Origin of the sequence: Coprococcus sp. AM14-16, assembly GCF_003434675.1 — a bacterium.
In the GTDB taxonomy this organism is placed as follows: Bacteria; Bacillota; Clostridia; order Lachnospirales; family Lachnospiraceae; genus Coprococcus; species Coprococcus aceti.
In genome coordinates this window covers 115,210-136,397 of the sequence record NZ_QTLL01000002.1, presented here as the reverse complement: position 1 = coordinate 136,397, position 21,188 = coordinate 115,210, and the positions used below count along the sequence as shown (strand labels likewise).

At 44.7% G+C, this 21,188-nt stretch carries 26 protein-coding genes; all 26 read right to left on the bottom strand.

Features of this window, described 5'->3' with window-relative positions; genetic code table 11:
* The 26 genes from DW159_RS06820 to DW159_RS06695 all read right to left on the bottom strand — a co-directional run bounded on the left by DW159_RS06820 (position 1) and on the right by DW159_RS06695 (position 20,938).
* Positions 1-333: a phage head closure protein gene (locus tag DW159_RS06820; protein WP_117549644.1), complete on the bottom strand. Its 333-nt coding sequence runs from the start codon at positions 331-333 to the stop codon at positions 1-3.
* Positions 333-608 (bottom strand): head-tail connector protein, encoded by a 276-nt coding sequence (locus DW159_RS06815; RefSeq protein WP_117549642.1) that lies wholly within the window; start codon positions 606-608, stop codon positions 333-335. Before DW159_RS06815 ends, DW159_RS06820 begins: the two co-directional genes overlap by 1 nt.
* 63 nt (positions 609-671) lie before the next feature.
* The gene (locus tag DW159_RS06810) at positions 672-1,853 is read right to left on the bottom strand and encodes a phage major capsid protein (RefSeq protein ID WP_117549640.1); all 1,182 of its coding nucleotides are present in this window, start codon (positions 1,851-1,853) and stop codon (positions 672-674) included.
* 15 nt (positions 1,854-1,868) lie between these two features.
* Positions 1,869-2,594, bottom strand: a complete 726-nt coding sequence (locus DW159_RS06805) for a head maturation protease, ClpP-related (RefSeq protein WP_242992668.1) — start codon at positions 2,592-2,594, stop codon at positions 1,869-1,871.
* Positions 2,509-3,879: a phage portal protein gene (locus tag DW159_RS06800; protein ID WP_117549636.1), complete on the bottom strand. Its 1,371-nt coding sequence runs from the start codon at positions 3,877-3,879 to the stop codon at positions 2,509-2,511. The genes DW159_RS06805 and DW159_RS06800 overlap by 86 nt, the downstream gene beginning before the upstream one ends.
* 17 nt (positions 3,880-3,896) lie before the next feature.
* The gene (locus tag DW159_RS06795; protein ID WP_187115856.1) at positions 3,897-5,498 is read right to left on the bottom strand and encodes a terminase large subunit; all 1,602 of its coding nucleotides are present in this window, start codon (positions 5,496-5,498) and stop codon (positions 3,897-3,899) included.
* A 111-nt stretch (positions 5,499-5,609) separates the two neighbouring features.
* The gene (locus DW159_RS06790) at positions 5,610-5,972 is read right to left on the bottom strand and encodes a DUF7698 family protein (protein WP_117549634.1); all 363 of its coding nucleotides are present in this window, start codon (positions 5,970-5,972) and stop codon (positions 5,610-5,612) included.
* A 135-nt stretch (positions 5,973-6,107) separates the two neighbouring features.
* Positions 6,108-6,284, bottom strand: coding sequence for a DUF5049 domain-containing protein (locus DW159_RS06785; protein ID WP_117549633.1), 177 nt, complete (start codon positions 6,282-6,284; stop codon positions 6,108-6,110).
* The gene (locus DW159_RS06780) at positions 6,268-6,513 is read right to left on the bottom strand and encodes a DUF4314 domain-containing protein (RefSeq protein ID WP_117549632.1); all 246 of its coding nucleotides are present in this window, start codon (positions 6,511-6,513) and stop codon (positions 6,268-6,270) included. Before DW159_RS06780 ends, DW159_RS06785 begins: the two co-directional genes overlap by 17 nt.
* The gene (locus DW159_RS06775; protein WP_117549630.1) at positions 6,497-7,213 is read right to left on the bottom strand and encodes a virulence protein; all 717 of its coding nucleotides are present in this window, start codon (positions 7,211-7,213) and stop codon (positions 6,497-6,499) included. The genes DW159_RS06780 and DW159_RS06775 overlap by 17 nt, the downstream gene beginning before the upstream one ends.
* A gap of 120 nt (positions 7,214-7,333) precedes the next feature.
* Positions 7,334-8,581, bottom strand: coding sequence for a site-specific DNA-methyltransferase (locus tag DW159_RS06770; RefSeq protein WP_117549627.1), 1,248 nt, complete (start codon positions 8,579-8,581; stop codon positions 7,334-7,336).
* A gap of 10 nt (positions 8,582-8,591) precedes the next feature.
* A complete protein-coding gene (locus DW159_RS06765) occupies positions 8,592-9,374 on the bottom strand; it encodes an S-adenosylmethionine synthetase N-terminal domain-containing protein (protein ID WP_117549624.1) in 783 nt (260 codons plus the stop codon).
* A 1-nt stretch (position 9,375) separates the two neighbouring features.
* The gene (locus tag DW159_RS06760) at positions 9,376-9,930 is read right to left on the bottom strand and encodes a P27 family phage terminase small subunit (protein ID WP_117549623.1); all 555 of its coding nucleotides are present in this window, start codon (positions 9,928-9,930) and stop codon (positions 9,376-9,378) included.
* Between the two features lie 119 nt (positions 9,931-10,049).
* On the bottom strand, positions 10,050-10,412 hold the full coding sequence (locus tag DW159_RS14200; RefSeq protein ID WP_117549621.1) for an HNH endonuclease: 363 nt from the start codon (positions 10,410-10,412) through the stop codon (positions 10,050-10,052).
* Positions 10,413-10,534: 122 nt separating this feature from the next.
* A complete protein-coding gene (locus DW159_RS06750; protein ID WP_117549619.1) occupies positions 10,535-10,954 on the bottom strand; it encodes a DUF1492 domain-containing protein in 420 nt (139 codons plus the stop codon).
* Positions 10,955-11,001: 47 nt separating this feature from the next.
* Positions 11,002-12,345 (bottom strand): DEAD/DEAH box helicase, encoded by a 1,344-nt coding sequence (locus DW159_RS06745; protein WP_117549617.1) that lies wholly within the window; start codon positions 12,343-12,345, stop codon positions 11,002-11,004.
* Positions 12,326-12,607, bottom strand: coding sequence for a VRR-NUC domain-containing protein (locus DW159_RS06740; protein ID WP_117549615.1), 282 nt, complete (start codon positions 12,605-12,607; stop codon positions 12,326-12,328). Before DW159_RS06740 ends, DW159_RS06745 begins: the two co-directional genes overlap by 20 nt.
* A gap of 140 nt (positions 12,608-12,747) precedes the next feature.
* Positions 12,748-15,021 carry a phage/plasmid primase, P4 family gene (locus tag DW159_RS06735; RefSeq protein WP_117549613.1) on the bottom strand — a complete coding sequence of 758 codons (2,274 nt, stop codon included), beginning with the start codon at positions 15,019-15,021 and terminating at the stop codon, positions 12,748-12,750.
* Positions 15,021-15,353, bottom strand: a complete 333-nt coding sequence (locus tag DW159_RS06730) for a hypothetical protein (protein WP_117549611.1) — start codon at positions 15,351-15,353, stop codon at positions 15,021-15,023. Before DW159_RS06730 ends, DW159_RS06735 begins: the two co-directional genes overlap by 1 nt.
* A gap of 4 nt (positions 15,354-15,357) precedes the next feature.
* Positions 15,358-15,777, bottom strand: a complete 420-nt coding sequence (locus tag DW159_RS06725) for a DUF7768 domain-containing protein (RefSeq protein WP_117549609.1) — start codon at positions 15,775-15,777, stop codon at positions 15,358-15,360.
* 86 nt (positions 15,778-15,863) lie between these two features.
* Positions 15,864-17,804 (bottom strand): DNA polymerase, encoded by a 1,941-nt coding sequence (locus DW159_RS06720; RefSeq protein WP_117550540.1) that lies wholly within the window; start codon positions 17,802-17,804, stop codon positions 15,864-15,866.
* 75 nt (positions 17,805-17,879) lie between these two features.
* Positions 17,880-18,065, bottom strand: coding sequence for a hypothetical protein (locus DW159_RS06715; RefSeq protein WP_117549607.1), 186 nt, complete (start codon positions 18,063-18,065; stop codon positions 17,880-17,882).
* Positions 18,066-18,079: 14 nt separating this feature from the next.
* Entirely contained in the window at positions 18,080-18,652 is a 573-nt protein-coding gene (locus tag DW159_RS06710; RefSeq protein WP_117549605.1) for a DUF2815 family protein, read from the bottom strand.
* Positions 18,653-19,783 carry a DUF2800 domain-containing protein gene (locus DW159_RS06705; RefSeq protein WP_117549603.1) on the bottom strand — a complete coding sequence of 377 codons (1,131 nt, stop codon included), beginning with the start codon at positions 19,781-19,783 and terminating at the stop codon, positions 18,653-18,655. It abuts the gene before it with no gap.
* The gene (locus DW159_RS06700; RefSeq protein WP_117549601.1) at positions 19,773-20,102 is read right to left on the bottom strand and encodes a DNA ligase; all 330 of its coding nucleotides are present in this window, start codon (positions 20,100-20,102) and stop codon (positions 19,773-19,775) included. Before DW159_RS06700 ends, DW159_RS06705 begins: the two co-directional genes overlap by 11 nt.
* 317 nt (positions 20,103-20,419) lie before the next feature.
* Positions 20,420-20,938: a sigma-70 family RNA polymerase sigma factor gene (locus tag DW159_RS06695; protein ID WP_117549600.1), complete on the bottom strand. Its 519-nt coding sequence runs from the start codon at positions 20,936-20,938 to the stop codon at positions 20,420-20,422.
* Positions 20,939-21,188 lie beyond the last annotated feature (250 nt).

Below are 21,188 nucleotides of genomic sequence, written 5' to 3'. Positions count from 1 at the left end.
TTACCGCCTCACTTTCTCGCAGGATAATTTAATGCATTTGCGCTTGTAATTCATGTGGTCAACAGCCTTGATATCGTAAATCTCGCCATTAAACTCCACTCGGTAATGAGTAGAGTCAATGGCAGCAGCTTTCTTGCACCAGCGGATGGTGAAATCAATCTTCGAATTGTCGATTACAAGTCCGGCATCTGTGTTTTCTTTTCCTGCTTCAGAACTTACTGTTGCATAGCAGGCATAGTAAGAAAACCATGCGTTTTTATGGTTGCCAAGAGCATCCACGGTCACTTCATTTTTGGTGATAGAGATTCGGACATTTAGAAGCTCAATGTTCATCAGAATACCTCCCTTCGAGCACCGAAAAGAAGTGAGCGGAGTGTTATCGTAAGTGCATGATGGTCGGCTTCTTCTCTGTGCTCATACATATAAGCTACGGTATACATGACAGCAGCTTTTGCATTATCACAGGCATAGAAAACCTCGATATCCTCTGTACGGATGATATCCATACAAATACGCTGAGCAGATGTAATGAGGGCAACGATGAGTGCATCGTCATCTTCAAAATCCACTCGCAGATAATTTTTCATTTCTTCCAGTGTTACGAGCATTACTCATCGCCTCCAATCATAAAAGCGATGCCACCAGAGTTGATGGCACTGCCAGTGTTACATTTAGGCCTTAGTAGTTGTTGTGCCACTGACCTTCAAAATCTGAACTGCTTCAGGAAGGATGAGCTTACCATCAACACGTTCCTTGGCAACGAATCCAATCATACCGTTTCCAGCAAAAAGCTCAGTAAGCTGCTTGAAGGAACGAGTACCACGGTCGCCGATGTTGTAGTAGCTGTAATCACCGAAAGCAATCGCATCTGTAGGAGCGAAAGGAGAGGTATGGACAGGATAACCGAGTAACTTGTCAGGCTCACCGGCCTGATAAGAAGGCTGCCACATATAGGCTCCATTGTTGTCCTTGAAGGTTCGGATAGTAGCAATAGTCTGGTCATTCATAATGAATGCAGAGTTCTTTCTGTAAGGGCGCTTAAGTGCGTAGACAAGGTTCATGATGTCATCTGCAGTAAGCTTGGTTACAGTTTTGTAGACAGTTCCGCCGCCGGTCTCGGCAAAAAGTCCAAGAGGCTGGCCTACGCCGGTACCATTAAGGAATGCGTCCTCTTCAGCATTAGAAAGAGCCTTACCAAACTCGTCTATGATGTAGTTTTCAAGGTTGAAGGCGCTGTCGTAAAGAAGCTCTTCAGTAACCTTGATTGCTACATGAAGCTTGTGGGCATCAAGCAAAATCTGTGCGAACTGTGCATCAGAGAACTGAAGGGCACCGCCTTCTTCAATCCATGCTGCAGCAGGCTCGGTAGACGCGATGTTGATTTTGTGGTCGCCGGAAGTAGTAATCTTGTGGCCGAGCTTACGCATAATATTCTCGCCATTAAGTACCTTAATCAAGCGGCTGTCGTACTCTTCAGGAACAAGATAACCGCCATCGGCATCGACACCTTCCTGAAGTACATTGGACACCTGACGGAAGTTGGTACGAAGTGCAGTCAGCATACCTTCCTTGTATGCATCAGATGCACGACCTTTCTTCTTAGGAGCCATGCTGCCAGAAGGCTTAGAAGTAAGAGGAGTGTTAATAGGCTTACTCATTTCAGCTTCGCGCTGCTCCTGACGTTCAAGGCGATGGATTTCATTGGTAAGAGCATCAATGTCTGCTTCCATCTTAGTATAGGTTGCATCGTCTGAGGCAGTGAGAACACCGCTTTCGGTACGATGAGATTCAAGAAATGCTTTAGCTGCATCCAGAGCTTTGTTGCGCTTTTCGCGAAGTTCCATAATAGTCATGGTTAATTACCTCCATTAAATATACTTTTTGATTGTGTTAAGGTGCTCCATCAACGAATCAACAGAGCGACCTGTAGGTTCAGGTTCGACGGGTTTAACGTCGATTTTGCATTTGGCTGCAAGCTTCTCCATAAGAGAATTGGTTACTGCCGCACGGGAGTAAGAAGCGGCTATTGCCTGCTGAGGCATTTCTTCTTCCTCGTAGGGGCGTTGCATAATCTCGTCTGCAAATCCGAGCTCAACAGCCATGTTTGCGTTCATCCAAGTTTCTGCATCCATAAGGTGAGAGAGTTTGGCGCGGCTCATACCAGTTTTGATTTCATAGGCATTGATGATGGAGTCTTTGACTTCATCCAGCATTGCGATGGCCTTTTCCATTTCGCTTGCGTTACCAAAGGCAGCGGTCATCGGATTGTGAATCATCATCATGGAAACCGGAGATACAATGACCTTGGTTCCTGCCATAGCGATAACGGATGCAGCAGAAGCAGCAATACCGTCAATTTTGATAGTGACATTGCCCTTGTAATCCATCAGCATATTGTAAATCTGAGCTGCGGCCACGCAGTCACCACCGGGAGAATTAATCCACACGGTAATGTCACCGCTGCCGGAAAGCAGCTCATCCTTAAAGAGCTGAGGCGTTACATCATCATCAAACCAGCTTTCCTCGGCGATTGTTCCGTTTAGGAACAGCGTCCTTTCCGTTACCGTCTCCTGAGTCTCCTGATTTGTCACCATCTTGTTTTTCCACTTCCAAAACTTCTTCATTGGAACCTTCCTCCTTTCCAGCAGCAGTGGTCGCTGCAAAAATACCTGCATCCTCCAGCTTGGTCATGTTTCCATTGATGAGATATAAGTCACCACCAAGTTCCGGCGGAATTCGGTCTAAGTTTTCAAGTTCACGGATATCGTTGGCAGACATCCAGCCATTCTGTCTGGCTGTGGCATAACCGTTCATTCGGCTTTGATAATCACCACGAAGCAAGCCATCGACGTTGAACTTGACAAAATAAGCAGCCTTCTCGGAATCAGATAGCAAAGCACGGTTTAGGGCCTGTTCCCAGCGAACTATCCAAGGCTCCAAGGTGTACTTCACAAATTCCAGCGATTGCTGCTCAATATTAGAAAAGCTCGATTTTTCCAAATCACCGACCATGTGAGGCGGCACGCGAAAGATTCGAGCTATTTCATCAATCTGAAATTTTCTTGTTTCCAGAAACTGCGCTTGTTCCGGAGAGATGGAGATAGGCGTATATTTCATGCCTTCCTCCAAAATAGCTATCTTATGCGAGTTGCTTCCAGAGAAGCCTTTATTCCAACTTTCTCGGATTGCATCAGGATTCTTTACCGTACCCGGAAACTCTAAAAGTCCGCCGGGTGTAGCACCGTTTGCAAAGAACTTAGCTCCATACTCTTCACAGGCAATAGCCATGCCGATAGCATTCTTGGCCATTGCGATTGGAGAATAACCAACTAAGCCGTCAAAGCCGAGACCCGGAACGTGAAGAACATCGGAAGGCTTCAGATTAACTGTTCCATTCTTCATAGTTGGAGCATCGGAATCCTGCATCTGATATTGGTAGTAAAGATGCCCGTGCTTGTCTCTGTCGACGCTCATGCGATTTGGCATTAAGGGATATAGGCCAACAACCTGTCCTTTTCCGTTACGGATAATCTGCGCATAGGCATTTCCCCACAAAAGAAGGTGCGTCATTAATGTTTCTCTGAATACAAATGATGTCATTTCAGGATTTGGCTCATCATGGAGTATCTTGTAAAGCGGATGCTCCAGCGCTTTTTCCTTACTGCCGCCATCTTTGTATTGGTAAAGATGCACCGGAAGTCCAGCAATGGATTCTGACAAAATACGCACACAGGCATAAACTGCAGTCATCTGCATAGCAGAACGTTCATTGACGGATTTTCCAGAGGTGCTTCCACCAAAGAGAAAACGATAGCCATTTCCATTAATGCTATTTGTGGGCTTATCCCTTGACCTGAATAAACCGGAAATCAAACTCATATTTCATGCGCCTCCTTTCAGATAAACAAAATGCCTCTGTTGTCATAAACAGAAGCACCAGAATCATTACCACAGCGAATGGCACGGTCAAGTCCCATGATGGTAGCAATAGCACCATCAATTTTCTCTGTAGATTTTTCTTTATCAGCTTTAATATTGCCAGCCGGGTCAGTACGGATATAGATGTTATCTATCATCCAGCGAAGTACAGGATGACCACCGTGGGCCAGTTTTTCTTCAAGTGTTAGCTTCATTAGTTCCTTGGTAGGCGGAGACATATCTTTGAAGCCCTGACCAAATGGAACTACAGTGAAGCCCATGTTCTCTAAGTTCTGAACCATCTGGACAGCGCCCCAGCGGTCAAAGGCAATTTCTCTGATATTGAAGCGCTCACCAAGACGCTCAATGAATTTTTCGATGTAACCGTAGTGAACAACATTTCCTTCGGTGGTTTGCAGGAATCCTTGTCGCTCCCAAACATCATACGGGACATGGTCACGCCTTACTCGAAGGTCAAGCGTATCTTCAGGTACCCAGAAGTATGGGAGAATCGCATATTTGTCGTCATCATCCTGCGGAGGGAAAACCAGAACAAATGCTGTGATATCCGTAGTGGAAGATAAGTCCAGACCGCCATAGCAAACGCGTCCTTCAAGGTCATTTTCATTGACACGGAAGGAGCAGTTATCCCATTTTTCCATCGGCATCCATCTGACAGCCTGCTTTACCCATTGATTCAAACGGAGCTGTCTGAAGGAATTTTCTTCACCGGGATTTTGTTTTGCAGATTCGCAAGCTGCTTTTACTTTATCGATTCCAACAGTGATTCCAAGTGATGGATTAGCTTTCTTCCAGACCTTCGGGTCAGTCCAGTCGTCAGTTTCATCAGCGCCATAGATAACCGGATAGAAGGTAGGGTCGATTTTTCTTCCCTCAAGGATATCCTTGGCTTTCTGATGGGTTTCATAGCAAATGCTGTTTGTGTCCGTTCCTGCGGTTGTAATCAGGAAGTAGAGTGGCTGCATACGAGCGTCGCCGGAGCCTTTGGTCATTACATCAAATAGCTTTCTGTTGGGTTGGGTGTGAAGTTCATCAAACACAACGCCATGAATATTGAAGCCATGTTTTGAATAGGCTTCTGCGGAAAGTACCTGATAGAAGCTGTTTGTAGGTTGATATACAATACGCTTCTGGGAAGCAAGTATCTTTACTCTTTTGTTTAGCGCCGGGCACATACGCACCATATCTGCAGCAACATCAAATACGATGGTTGCTTGCTGGCGGTCAGCGGCGCATCCATAAACCTCTGCACGTTCTTCGCCATCACCGCATGTAAGTAGAAGTGCAACAGCAGCTGCAAGTTCTGATTTTCCCATCTTCTTAGGAATTTCAACGTAAGCTGTATTGAACTGGCGGTAACCATTAGGCTTTAAAGTACCGAAGATATCTCGGATAATCTGTTCCTGCCAGTCGATGAGTTCAAATGGCTTACCAGCCCATGTTCCTTTGGTGTGGCATAAGCATTCGATGAAGTTTACTGCATAATCGGCAGCAGCTTCATCATATTTGGAGTCTGAGGCTTTGAACTTGGTCGGTTTATATTTCTTCAACTTTTTCAAGTTTTTCACCTCCTTGTGGCATAAAAATAAGCCGCATCACTGCGACCGTCTGTAACGAGATACAGGGCCTTTCGGCTCTGCATCTGGGAATAGTAATTTCTGTTTGTTTTCTTATTTTGCAATGCTCATCTTGAAAGCAGGAATGCGTTCTTTCTCACCTGTTCTCCAGTCGTCGTAGCGGCTGTTGATTTCGATAAGTCCATCAAGTGTGCATCCGCGTTTCTGAAGTTCAGCAATTGTTGTGATAAGGCTTGAGAAGGTTGAGCTAATGGTGAACTCGGTAATTCCAAGGCGCTTGCAGTTTTCAAGGATTGGGTCGATGTCGTAATCCCAGATAACTTCGGCGAAGTTGATGAGTTCATTGCCTGCGTCGATGCTGTAGAAGTAAGCTGCACCAAAGGTTGGGTTGATGTCGATGTCCTTGAAGAGTGCTCCTGTTTCTGCAGTCTTGTCTAAAATCTCGATTCTTTTCATGGTAGGTTCCTCCTAAAAATGTGTATTTCCCTTTCGGTAGTACTATATATCACTCTAAAAGCACATAATAGCAAGCTAATTCGAGTCATATATGTACCAAAGATTACAGGTGTTTCAGAGAGGAAAATGTGTAGTTTATTCCTTGCCATAAAGAATGAAATCACCGTATTCTTCCGGGTGTTCATCAATGTATGCGACCAGTTCCAGAAGTCCAAGGTCAATAGCTACCTGCTTAACGCCCTGAAAGTCCAGCATGTTGATAAGAGCAGTGTCTCTTACCTGAAGAATCTGCTTTTTAATTTTCACTGTCATGTGGTGCCTCCTTTACAATTCTGCAGCGGTCTTCACCATAGACAACATTCAGGCCGGAACCATTGTCCCAATGAACCATAATGCTTCCGGTGTCGTCTACACCATAAACTGTACCGCGAGTTCCAATTGGTGGTGCTTGCACATCATCCATCTGTACAAGCTCAACGCGTGTGCCAACCGGATAGGTCTGGCGAAGTCTATTTACAATCACTTCATTCGGAAATCTCATCGTTTGCCACCTCCTTTGCAGTGCCGCTTTTGAAAGCTGAGCTTCCGGAAAGGTTTCTCAAGAGAATCTTTCTGCTTTGCTTATATTCGTCACCGATAAATCCAAGGCGAAGTAAGAAGCAGCGGAAAGTGTACTTTTCATTGTCAGTTGCTTTTTCAGTGCTGCTGATGCGCTTCTGGTTGATGCTCATCTGGCAAAGAGCTGCAATAAATTGAGTGTAGGCTGTAGCTTCATCAGGCTCCGTGATTTTGCTAAACCAAGGGAAGGTTATTTTGTCCTTTTCAATGATGAAGCCAAGGTCTGTAATTCCTAATGCCTTTTTAATCAGGCTTGCTTTTGCATCCAGCAGGTTTGCAAGGTTTCCTGTTGCAACCTTATCAAGTGGAATGGAAATGGTGAAGGATGGGTCTTCGGTTATAAGTTCTGTGGGCTCCTCGGTGGTTGGCTGTGCAAAAAGCTCATCCGGGATGCTTTCGGCTTTGAGGCCTATTTTGTCAGCTGCTTCCAACACCTCGCGAATGATATCGTAATCTGTTCGTTCATCAAAGCAGCAGGTGCCATCCTTGGTTATTGTGATGTTGTTTACCACATAGGCCGCTGAAGGCATACCCTTGTAAACTGCTTTCCATCCGGTTACTTCTGAAATGATGCCGACCAGCTGTTTTCTGTCTGCACCGGTTACATTGAATTTAATCTCCATAGTGGAATCCTCCTTATGTTTTGGTAGTACATTAATCACTCTAAAGGCACATAATAGCAAGCGATTCCGGAAGAATATATGTACCAAAGATGCGCCTTTAGAAGGTGTGATTTTTGTCTATCAGGCTTCGTTGGATTCCTCATTGATAGCAACTTCATCATACGAATAAGTAAGCCCGTCACGGATAACAGAAACGCCATCGTGGGAGCCTACCTGTTCAATGTAGCGCTTTACGATGACGTCTGCATACTTTTCATCTAATTCAATTGTGTGGCATATACGACCGGTCTGTTCACAGGCAATGAGTGTGCTGCCGGAACCACCAAACGGGTCAAGTACAATGCAGTTGCTCATGCTGGAATTCATAATCGGATATGCAATCAGTGCAATCGGCTTCATAGTAGGATGGTCTGCATTTTTCTTAGGCTTCTCGAATTCCCAGATGGTTGTTTCTTTTCTGCCGGAGTACCATTGATGTTTGCCGGATTTCTTCCAGCCAAACAAGCAAGGCTCATGCTGCCACTGGTACGGAGAGCGTCCAAGAACCAGCGAAGGTTTCTTCCAGATGCAGCAGCCGGAAAGATAGAAACCTGCATCAGAGAATGCTTTTCTAAAGTTCAACCCTTCGGTATCAGCATGAAATACATAGATAGAAGCGTCGTCAGCCATGTTTCCAGCCATATTTGTGAAAGCATCAAGCAGGAAATGATAAAAGGAATCGTTGTCCATATTATCATTCTGTATTTTACCGGCAGTTCCTTCGTAGTTCACATTGTACGGAGGGTCGGTTATTACAAGATTTGCTTGCTTACCGGCCATCAGAAGTTCATAGCTTTCAGGTTTTGTACTATCACCGCAGTAAAGACGATGCTGTCCAAGGCACCAGAGGTCACCAGTTTTAGAGAAGGTAGGCTTTTGAAGTTCTGCTTCAACGTCAAAATCATCGTCCCTGATTTTATCTTTGGTGGAGTCCTTGAATAAATCATCAAGTTCAACAGGCTCAAAACCAGTAAGTGATACATCAAAGTCAGCACCCTGCAAGTCTGCAATCAAAAGAGCCAGCTTATCATTATCCCATTCTCCACTGATTTTGTTGAGAGCAACGTTCAATGCCTTTTCATGTTCAATATCAAGCTCTACAACAACACAGTCAACTTCTGTCATTCCCATGTCCTGCAAAACCTTAAGTCGCTGATGACCACCAACGACGCATCCGGTAGTAGAGTTCCAGATAACAGGCTCCACATAACCGAACTGTTCAATGGAGCGTTTTAATTTTTCATATTCAGCGTCACCGGGCTTCAAATCCTTACGGGGATTGTAATCCGCAGGAAACAGCTCCGTGACTTTTTTCTTTTCAATAACCATAAGTGCCTCCTTAGAATAATCCCCATTCAGCAAACTTCTCGAAGCCGCCGACAGATTTGATATAATCTGCTGCAATATCGACGAGTTCCTGATAAGGATGTCCATCAATATTATCATCGCCAATAGCACAGCTAAGCGCCACAGGCTTTCCTGTTTCCTGAGCTTTTAAGAAAGCGTAAATATTGAGGGTAACATCGGCTTTGGATAAATCTTTACCGTGAAGACCACCACCTGTAACAGAGTCGGACATATCGCTTCCGAGCTTTCTGTTGGTTGCACCGGTATCTACATCAGTGCCACCAGTCCAGTCTCCGAGAGGATTTACTTCGGCAGGTGGGTACATATTGGAGAGTTCAGCAGTAGAAGCATTGCTTTGACAAATGATTAGTCTTGCCTCATCCATGATGTACTTTCCATCAAATGGATAGTGTGCATAAATATCACGGGCAATTACCGAAAGAGCCTTCTGTTCATCAGTGAGAGGTATCCCTTTGAAGATTCCGTTGTCGCCGCAGCGTATTCCGGAAGACTGATTGTCGGATAAATGCTTATCCTGTGGAACAATAACGATATCTGGCTCCACATTACCAGCTAAACGAGAGATAGCGGCTTCAATATCATTAGTAGAAAGAGAAGCAGTTGTCTCAATAATAACGTGGCATTTGCTATGTCCGATTAAAACCTCGACTGCAATCTTCGGAGCAGTTTCTGCTTTGTATGCTAAGTCAACGATAGCTCCGGCAATTCTGTCTGCAATTTTATCCGGATGACTTGGATTTACTTTTTCAATCATGTTAGTTTCCTTTCCTTGCACGAAGCAGGCGTTCCATAGCATCATCCATAGGAGTATCGCCGGAATACTCTGTCGCACAATTTTCTTTTACGATTTGATAGATTTCCATCCAGAGCCTGTTTGTCTGGCTCATAAAATTCTGACTCATGGCTACATACGGAGACTGGATGGCATTTCCCGTAGTAGGGTGTTTGGCAAGAAATCCAAAGTCGGAAATTGCTTCCTCACACTGAATCCATCTGGCTACGCTCATTGCATAACGTTCAAGAAGTTGAGGAGAAACAAGTGTCGCGCATCTGCGCTCTGCCAGCCACTCCCATGTTGATTTATAAACTTCTTCTGCCACCAGCGACTTACCGTCTTTTTGAGTAGCGGATAAGAGCTTGGATGGCTTGGGCATCTGCTGACCTTCTAAATCGGTAGCTTTGTCTTCAAACTCGATGACAGTCAGCTTTCGTTTACCCGGATTACCCTCAGCAATCTTGTCAGCTAAGGGCTTCTTTTTGGCTCCAGCGCCGATACGCGCGCCGCCACGGTTGGTACCGTCCTTAGCCATTAGATACACCTCCTTGTCGTCAGGGCCTATATACCCCGTTTGAAAACGCGACTTTGCGCGTGTGACCCCACGCCCGTTCCACGGAAGGTTTGCTGTAGAGATTTTGACTCCCCCTACAGTTACTCCTTGTTGTGCCAACGGTCACCGTGTTCTGCATGAATTCGTGCATGACACGCTTTGCAAAGAGCCTTCAGGTTATCTCTGTCATGAGTTCCTCCCTGAGATAAAGGCTTCATGTGATGTATCTCCTCGGTTGGTGTGTACACACCTTTCTCAAGGCAGAGCTCACACATGGGATGAGAAGCGGCATAACTGTCGCGGATACGTTTCCAAGCTCTGCCATAACGTCTCTTAGTGGCAGGGTCTCGGTCGTAACGTTCGTAGCGTTTGGCTTCCAGCTTGGCGTGTTCCTCACAGAAACGACCGTCAGTAAGATTTGGACAGCCGGGATAGGAACAGGGCCTTTTTGGTCGTCTTGGCAAATGAAACACCTCCTTGTGGGCATAATAAAAGCCCTGCAGGATTTGTGTCCAACAAGGCTTCTGTGATTTTCTTTTTTTGCTATTATAATATTATCATACGACAATACTCTCAATCTATCACATTAACTCTCATCCTGTTTTGGAACTACGATTTCTTTTAATGCGCTGCTGTGCATTCGGTGTATGTGCTGCATGGAATAGTTCATATCGACCGCTATCTGTTCCCAAGTGATGAAGCAGAGATAGCGCTTTTCAAGAAGAGTCTGATATTCCACATTTGGTACTGCCTTTATGACACCCATGATTTCACGCTTCAAATCAACCAGCTTTTCGATGTCCTTTTTCAGGCGGTCTTCCAAATCAATGATTTTTATAATGCAGTCTTCCAATCTGGAACCGCCATGATTTGGATTTCGAGGCATATCTGAAAATGTGCTGGTACATCTTGTTGCTAAGTCGTTTAAAGAAGCAATTTGCTGGGTTTTTGAAGTAATACGCTCATCGAGATAGCGAGCCTGTAATAAATACTCTTTTGCGTTCATGCTTAACCTCCGGATTATTGATATTTCCCTCGGATTGGCATTGTTTGTCATAGATTTGCTTTCACCGCATCAATAAGTGCGTTCTGTGTAACTTCTTTTAGTGATAGGGCCTTTAAGATGCGCTCATCGATAGTGCCTTTTGTGATAATATGCTCGATTATCACAGTACCGGATGTTTGACCTTGTCTCCATAAACGGGCGTTGGTCTGTTGATACAATTCCAAAGACCATGTCAACCCAAACCATACAAGAGTGGAACCACCTGCTTGAAGATTGAGACCGTGGCCGGCAGAAGCAGGATGTATTATTGCAACCGGGATATTACCATTATTCCAGTCAATGATATCCTTGCTGGTCTTGATTTCTCTTACATCAAAGCGTTTTTTGATTCTTTGCAGGTCATGCTTGAACCAGTAGGCCACCAGAAGAGGTTTGCCATTTGCTGATTCGATAATGTCCTCTAAGGCATCAAGCTTTCGGTCATGGAATTCTACGATATTGCCTTCATCATCGTAAATGGCACCATTGGCAAGCTGTGAAAGTTTTCCGGTAAGAGAAGCGGCATTGGCAGCAGTAACTTCACCTTCAGGAAGCTCTAATATGAAATCTGCTTTGAGCTCTTCGTATCGTGTTTCTTCATCCTCGGATAATTGAACCTCATATTGAGATGTAATCAGTTCTGGCATTTGCAGATGGTCAGTAGATTTCATTGAAATCGTGATATCTGATATTTTTCTGTAGATTGCATCTTCGGCATAAGGCATTGGCTTATAAGAGTAGATGATTTCACCATTACGCTTATCCGGAATGAAGTAATTGTTGCGGTAGTGGGTAATGAAGCGACCGAGACGTTCACCAAAATCCAGTAGCTTGAATTCTGCCCATAAATCCATAAGTCCGTTTGAAGAAGGCGTACCTGTAAGTCCGATGATTCTTTTCACCTTTGGTCTTACTTTCATAAGAGACTGGAAGCGTTTTGATGTGTGGTTCTTGAAGGAAGAGAGCTCGTCAATAATTACCATATCGTAATTAAAATCGAAACCGCTGCTATCAATAAGCCACCCTAAGTTCTCTCTGTTGATTATTGTGATGTCAGCATTCGCCGCTAATGCAGCTTTTCGTTCCTTTACCGTGCCCACAGCAACAGCATACGTGAGATGCTTCAGATGTTCCCATTTACTAATTTCAGCAGGCCAAGTATCACGGGCTACTCGAAGTGGAGCTACCACCAAAACACGATGTGCTTCAAAACTGTCAAACAGAAGGTCCGCGATGGCAGTCAATGAAATAACCGTTTTTCCAAGACCCATATCGAGGAGAACTGCAGCCACAGGATGTTTTTCAATATAATCAATGGCATAGGCTTGATAATTATGCGGTGAGAAGTTCATGAAGCATTCCTCCAATCTGTTCTACGCTGTCAATCACATAAACTTTAAAACCAAGTGAACGTAGCATTTTGTGCCTTGATACCTGAAGTGGGCGTGGCGCCTTTCCCGGAGCCTTAAGCTCCACAAAAGCAAACACCCCATCAGGTAGTAATACTAAGCGGTCGGGCATTCCGGCGAAACTTGGGGACACGAATTTAAGTGCAATCCCACCAGCCTTTTTAACCAACTTTGTTAACTTGTTTTCTATCTGTTTTTCTAACATTGTCATCCTCCATCAAAGTTTAATTTTCTTGATGTGCAAGGTGTATCAATGGTATTTACCTAACTTTTATATATTCTATTTTTTATAGCCTATAGAAAAGTTTATAAATACACCTTGATACACCTTGTCATTAGTTCTAATTAGTCCAAGAATTCTTCTTCAAAATCGTCTTCGGTACGGATACGCAGACCCTTGAAATAGCGCTTTCTGTTCTGAGTGATACGCTCATAGCCGGCATTCTCCAATGCAAAATAAAAGTCAGCGGTACTGCGCACGTATTCGTTGGTATCGATGCAGTAGTTGCGATATGCCTGATAAAGAGAAGAGGAACTTTCCTTATAATCGTCACCCACAACGCACTTGTCTTCAATGAAGTGAGAGAACCAGTCGTTCTGGCTGCGGTATTCGTTGATGGCTTCCTGAACGCAAGCTGGAACCGGAATCTGATATTCCAGCTCAATGACTTTCTTGCTTCCTTCAATAATCCAAGCAAGGATAGCACTGCCTGCATTATCGTAGAGATACTCACTGTAATTCTTGATGTCGCTGCTGCCTGTAATCTTTGCGTTAAACGGAATTACAATAAGACGTCTCCAGATACCATCATCAGATGCAGATACACGAGGAAGATGGTTTGTGTAAAGCACAAGCGTGTGGCAAGGCTTGAATGAGAAGGGGTCTTTATACTTCTTTTCAGCAAAAACATCATCAGTAGAACAGAGTTGTTTTACGGTAGAGTCATTTAGTCTTGCGCCTTCCTGCATTTCTGCTGCAATGAGCAGACGCTTTCCTTTAACTTCTGCCATTTCAGGTTTGATGTTTCTGCGACATCCAACAGTTAAGGTATCCGCTGAAATGTTGCCGGAATACAAACCAAGCACACGTGAGATGGCATTCCAGAAGGTGGACTTACCATTACGACCATCACCATATGCAATAATGAGTGCTTCCACATAAACCTTGCCGATAGCAGCAAGACCACAAATCATCTGAACATAATCGATAAGCTCCTGATTGTACTGGAAAATAAGATTCAAACTGTCAAGCCAAATCTGCATGCCTTTCTGACTCGGTGATACACTGGTGATTTTGGTGATGAAGTCTTCCGGCGAATGCTCACGGGCACCGGCTATGCCTTTACGAAGGTCATAGGTTGCTTCAGGAGTACAAAGCGCAAAGCAGTCTGCGTCCAAGTCTCTCGGAGAAATCTCAAGCATTGGGTGTGATTCTTTTAATGTGGATGTCACATTTTTGGAATCGCGGCGCTTAATTGCAAATGCCTGATATGCTTTTGCAGCTAAGAATTCCTGATATACTTTCAGCTGTTCCTCGTTCATAAGCTGTTCTGCCTTTGCCTTTGATGTACTGTCGAGAATATTCTGAGCACCGCAGTTTTTCATTTTGTCGAGTGCTTCCAACAGGTCATTGTTAGCTTCCTTAAGCTGACGTCTTGTAAGCTCATGTGCCACAGCCTGAGCGCCGGGTTCACTTTCCTGCCAGTAGTGGTCGGAATAACGTATAAAGTGAGTAGCCGGAGAGTAACGCAATTCCTTAGAAAAATACTTTGCTAACACCTCAGCTTGTCCGACATCGGAATAATCCTCTGGTTTATAACAGGAAGGGTCATTATATACTTCAGGAGCAACATATCCATCCTGCTGTGAAACACGGGCGTAGAAACGCTGAGCACTGTGCCAGATAGTAGCAAGTTCGGATGCTTCCAGTGGTGGATTACACTTTGTAGCTTCATCCAGAAATGCTTGATATGCTTTATCACTGTCACCATATTTTTTGATGACCTTTCCGGCAAATCTTGACATGGTAGCATTACGACTGCCTTCAGGGATAGAGGAACTATAATATTGCCCCGTTGACATATCTTCATCGAAAATGTCCTCATCGAGATATTCTGTTAAGTTCATGCGTCCCGGATATAGAGCAACCTCAGCGGCAGCAGTCCCAAAGAAGAAACGAGCGGCATCCAGAGCCTGCGTATCAAAGTAAGGAAAGATGGAATTGACCAGCTTTTTCATATCAGCGTAAAGCGTAGCATCGGTTACATACTCGATTGGAAAAAGAATATGAAACTTCGGTCTTGCAGGCTTACCATTCTTGACCTTGTTGTGAAAACGACTGTAATGAACTGCGAAGGTTACGCCGGGAAAAGCCTGCATAACATCTTCAGGAGTAATCCAGTCTTCAGGATTTTCTGAATGGTCATTATCGCAGTCTACCGGCAGACAGTCACTGCCGATAAAATTCTCGCCATTGCGGTAGCTGTTTTTATATTCAGCACATACGTAATCATGGCTGATTGCCGTTTTCAGGCTATCCTCGTCGAGAATAACCAGCTTATGAGGGTAGGAGCAGTTACCGGGATTGCCAGTAACATCAGAACTGTAAATGGTAAACATTAGTCGTACACCTCCTCGGATTCATCCTCCAGCACCTTAGTAATAAACTTGAGTGCACGAATCATTGTTTCTAGCTCGCAGTCACCACCAAGCATTACTTCAAATCCTTCTGTATCTCCGAAGCGGTCACGTATAACGCGAATATCCATATCGGTGCAGCACTCATCGCGGATAGCAAAATAGGTGCGACCGCCATGTCCTGTATCGCCTCCCATAAAACCTGTTGTTCCTGCTTCAACTTCGAGAATGTTGCAGCTGACAACATCACGGGTGTAAGTGGTAATCTCCGTACCATCTTTTAATCTGCGTCTGTTTTGTTTAATTTCATACATAGTATTAAGCCTCCTGACATTCTTCTGTGAAATAGCGCAAGCGGTAGTTTTTCCACTTGGCACGATTGATTTCTGCTTCCATTCCGGATGAGATACGATTGCCAAACACCCATACTTCAGAACACTTGCTCATCAGTGCGTTACCAAAGAATAAGCCGAGTTCACGTTCTGCAGGTTCTGCATCATTAAGAAACTGCGGAAACAGTAAGTGTGGTGCAATGGGTATATATCCTTCATCCACTGCAAAGCGACTGTATCTTCTTGCAGCAGCAACATTCGCTTCAATATCACCTGCATAGGGTGAACAGATATACACGATAGGCCTGAAAGCACGAAGGGCACGCTGTTCCTGTTCGATTGTCGCCAATGAGTCATGGGCAGTTGGGTCAGGATAACCTTCGTTGTTGAATTTGCTGATGCTCATATCAGAGTCCTCCTTCCCGGGCAGACTAAAAGAGCGTCCACCTCTAATTTCCACTGGAGATGAACGCTCGGTTTGAGCGGATGAATTTAATCTTTTTTGTAAAATGGTGTTGTATAACCATCTGCACGAAGAATCAAACCTTTAGCCCAAGGCGGAGTTCTTCCCATTTGCTCACATACAGCATCCAATGACATACGAGGGTCAGCCTCGATAACAAGTTCATCATGAATATGCATAACGATAGAACAGTGCTGCAGAGTTTTCATAGCGTAGCAAAGGATATCACGAGCTGTTGCCTGCACAATGTTTTCCACGAACTTAGGACCATAAGAATCGAGACGTTCCCATTTCTTAGTGCTGCCGACACCTTCATAGGTAATGCAGGAACCACCGAACTTATTGGTTCCTATCTTTGGCTTAACATATGCAAGGTTCCTGCCGGAAGGCAAAGTGATAAAGAGCATGCCGCTTCTGCAAGAGAAGGTGAGTCCATATTCGGTGGTAGTGTGTTTATACTTGACTGCTTCCATAACAGCACGGTCTACTGCCCACCAGAATTCAACGATATGTGGATTTGACTGGCGCCAAGCATCTACAAGTGCAGGAAGCTCATCTTCTGTAAGTCCCATTTCGATAGCCCCCATAGCTTTCAAAGCACCTACGGAGCCGCCATATCCAAGCGCAAGTTCTGCGATTTTACCTTTCTGGCGCAGGTGCCCATTAATACCATGCTTTTCAACAGGAACCTTAAACATCTGTGAAGCAGAAGCACAGTAAATGTCACCGCCTTTGGCAAAGACCTTCTGGCGCCATTCTTCACCGGCGAACCATGCAATCACACGAGCTTCGATGGCAGAAAAGTCTGCAACAAGAAACTGAGTGCCATTGCGAGGAATAAATGCTGTTCTTATTAGCTGGGATAAGGTGTCTGGTACATCTTCATACAAAAGCTTTACACCTTCAAAATCACCGGAACGTACCAGACTGCGTGCCTCTGCTAAATCAGGAAGATGATTTTGAGGCAGGTTCTGCAGCTGGATATTACGTCCTGAAAATCTGCCGGTGCGGTTTGCCCCATAAAACTGAAACATTCCACGGGCGCGACCATCATCGCATACTGTCTTTTTCATAGCCTGATATTTACGCACAGATGATTTCGCCAGTTGCTGCCTGAGAGTAAGTATGTCAGCAAGCTTCTCCGGAGCGTTTTTCAAAAGCTCTGCCACAGTCTTTTTATCAAGGCTGTCGGTTTCTACACCGTTATCTGATAACCATTGTTTCATCTGTTGGACAGAGTTCGGATTTTCAAGTGCAGTAATATCCTTCATGGTAGCAGTCAGTTCTTCACGAGAGCGAGAGTCCATTTCAATAGCCTGATGCACAAGTTCCATATCCAGTCTTACACCACGGTCGTTGATTTCTTGGTCGATGTGGTATTCTTCCCAAACACTATCGGGTACAGGGAATTTATGAAGTTTCTGCTGGATACCCATTTCTGTTTCAACATCACGGATGTTATATCGCTTGAAGGCTTCCCATTTATCAGGAGCATGAAAAGGTCTGTTTCTGGTTCTGCCGCCGTTAGATTTAGTAGCAGCGCAAGGCTGACAGAAATATTTGATGAGGTCTTTTCCTTCAGTAAGTTTCTGTTTTTCAAGTCCAAGAACTGTGCCGACACCTTCCAAGGATAATGGTAGTCCCATTGTGGCCGCCCATATCATAGAACAGCACCAGCTTTCAGGATTTAAGTATTCGCCGGTTTGATAACCTAAGAAGCGAGAGAGACATATACGTTCAAAAGAAGCATTGAATGCCCACTTAATGACAGTATCATCTTCAAGCGCAGCAATGATAGCTTCGGGTATCTTTTCACCGCAGGCAAGGTCGACAACCTGAACAGGTCCAGCATCTACGCTGTAGGCAAATAGCAATATTTCAAAATCAGGAGACTCACAGTATCGATATACGCCTGTTTTCGGAAGCTGTACATCGCTGAAAGTTTCAATATCAATACTAAGTGTTTTCATTAGCTTGTCCTTTCTAAACCTCAAAGGTGGCAGGATTGCTCCTACCACCTCCACGGTTAATAATATGAGATTGGTTTATTTGCTGAGTTCTTTCATACGAGCTTCATGGTATTCAAGGTCACGCTTGTCCTTTTCAACTTCGCGCTGTTCACGCTTGCGGTCATTGATGAGATTCTGAACCGCAGTGATAAGGAACACGATACTGAATACAAACCAGATAGCAAGAAGGATGATTACGAGAATAGACTGTAACATTTCCATAGTCGCCACCTCCATTAATCAAGGAAATCGTCATCTTCATTAGATGCGAAATCAGACTCAGCAGATGCCTTGCCGCCAAGAGGCTCACCATCACGAATCTTCTGCAGATTGTTAAGGCCGCAGGCGATTCCCTTATTGCCAGAGCTATTGAAAGCATAGAAGCTGATGCTGGCACGACCGTACACACCGGAGTAAACCTCAGAGCGAGTAAGGATAGGATTGCGGTCTGCGTCCACAATACCCGGTGCAGATGTAGCATTGGCATTTACAAAGTAGCTGCCGGCATAAGCAGGGTCATCAGGTCTTTCCATATCGCCATCGCGAAGCGGAGTCTTGATGACAGAAAGAGCAGGGACAGACTTGCCATTCCCCTTGAGCTTAGCTTCACCTTCTTTGTAGGCAGCTTCGATTGCAGCTTCAATTTTGGCGATGGTCTTGGTGTCAGACTTAGGAATGATAAGAGATATGCTGTACTTAGGTGTACCTCCGTTAATTGACTTTGGCTCCCATACGTTAGCGTAAGACCAACGAGTGTCAGGGCCAGTGATTACCTTCATAGGATTTGATACTTTTACATTCTTGTTCATTTAATTTTCCTCCATAAAATCAGTTTTTGCATTGTTCATTGCCGGACGTTTATCGCTCTCCGGCACAAGAGTAGGTTTGCCTTGCGGCTTTTCGATATAAGCTGTTAGTAGCTCATCAAATCTGGATTTACCCAGTAACTTCTGCATTGCAGTGATACCGAGAAGTTTCTTCTCATAAGGGTCAAAGCCTGCATCGGTAACAGCCTGAATGACAGCATCTTCGTTGGAATATTTGCGGTTGGCGCGTCCTTCGACTAACTTCCAGCCATTCCATTCCTTACCGCTGATTGCCTGCTGCAGAGCATATTCTTTAATATCTGATACCCAAGCTACCAGTTCATCAGCACGGGAGAGGATGTATTCAATTTCAGAATCCTCAAGCAGCGGTGGAAGTTTGAAGTCATACTGTGCAAGCATGAGATTTGCTTCCGCTCTGGCACGGCATTCATGTTTTGCTTTACAGAAACCACACCATTCACCGCAGAGGAAGTTTCCGTCACCGGCGAATGCAAGGTCAGCTGTAGGCTTTAATACTTCATCGGCCCAAGCATACAGGTCGTCCTTTGAAATCTCGAAAGTAGAGATGTTCTGACGCCTTGGCTGGTAGATTGTCATGCTGACGGTATCGATGTCGTAAATATCATCGAAGAGCTCTAAGGCACCGAGCGCATAACATTTCATCTGCGGATTATCATCAGCGGATATCAGAACACCGAGACCATGCTTGTAATCGCATATTCTCAAGGTTCCATCTGCGATAATGATGCAGTCAGCAGTTCCGAATCCCTGTTCAACCCAGCGTGAGAAATCAACACGCTGTTCAATCAGTACCTTCGGGTCAGAGCATGTTTCCTTTGCTGCTTCTACCAGTTCGAGGATGTAAGCGGCGTAACCATTTGCACAGTCATCCATTTCCTCGTTGTACCATGTCAAATTTTCAGTAGGGTCGCTGGCTTCCATGCCCAGAGCCTTCTTCAATTTGTACTCACAAAGCTCGTGTGCGTCGGTTCCTTCGGCAGCATAATCACTGCCTTTGTCATCGTAGCTTTCGCAGAGTCTTGCAGAAGGTGGACAGTTTAACCAGCGATGTGATGCTGATGCGGATAATACCGCGTGTCCTTTAGGTGGCATTGTCAAGCACCTCCACATCCTTTAACAAGGCTTCATAGTGCTTAGGGTCAACACCGGATAACTTGGAAGCCCCGTATTTCTGAAGAATTGTACGGATAGCAGCTGTATGTCCTGCACGGGACTTTTCTGCTAAAACAGCACGTACATCCTCAAGTTTGAGTTCCGGTTTCTTTTCTCTCTTGGCAGCAGGTTCCTTTGTGGGGGCTTCTTCAGCTGTACCGCTGAACTGTTCTGCTAACCAGTTTGCTGCTTCATTAATAGCAGCGGCTGCACTTCGCAGCTCTTCGATGGTCATTGCCATATCGCTCATTTTGCTCATAGCGACTTTCTCCTTTCTCTGATTGTCTTGTGTTTGCGAGGATTGTCATGTTTCTCGCCATTCTCGCGGATACCTGTGAGATTGCCGTTAGTACTGCAATCAATTCACGGTCGTTACCGCTTGAATCGAAGTAGGACTGTTTCACTTGCTTCACCTCCGTTTCTGTGGTTGTTAAGGCTTGTTGTGACCTGCCTTACACTTTCCACTGGAGATGGATGAGAAGTTTGAGCGGAGAAATTTTGAAAAAAATAAAAATTCCTCTGACATCTGTTTGATGGATGCCAGAGGAGTGGGATTGCTACCTATCTTATGTAAGATTAATAGCCGCGCATATTACGAAACTCGGTTCTATACTTCTTCATCTGGTCAGCAAAAGTTCTCTGCTTGCGACCAAGCTGTTCTGCAATCTTACGGTCGGAGAGGTCATTGCCAAGCATCTCGATGATGCGGTCAGCATCGGGGTCGAGCTCTCGGAACTTAGCAATAAGCTGTTCAAGAAGAATTGCATCTGAAATAACATCTTCCATAGTAGGAGCGGTATCGGGAATAGTGTCATACATATTCGCATTACCGTCTTCCGTAGGTACATCTAATGAAAGAATGTCACCTGCAGCGTGGTATTCACATAAATCACAGTTTCCATCGCATTTCCAAAGATACTTCTTTGTACACATACAGCGATGATGGTACTGTTCACGTTTCTGGGTTGCCCAGATTTCAGGATACAGAGCTCTGTACTGAGCTTCGGTGATTTCCACGAGTGAGACCTTGTAAGGATTCTCATCATCGCGAAGTGGATAGTAACGTTTTTTACTCTGGTTTTCGTTGTTTGCCATGATTTTTTCCTCCTGTGATTGGCTTTTTGAGCTTTCACAGGGCTTTCACATGGCTATCACTGAAGTTTCATCATCTACTTGGTTTGTTTATAGCGCTGAGATTGAAAAAAGTGCAGCTGTGTGTTATAATGGTTTAGTGGGGTTTGTTAGGAGTTAATCTGATTTATAAAATCGATTTTTCTAACAAACAAAACTAAAAAAGTCCCTATGAGTAGCTCATAGAGACATCCAATAGTTAGCTAAGTTGGCC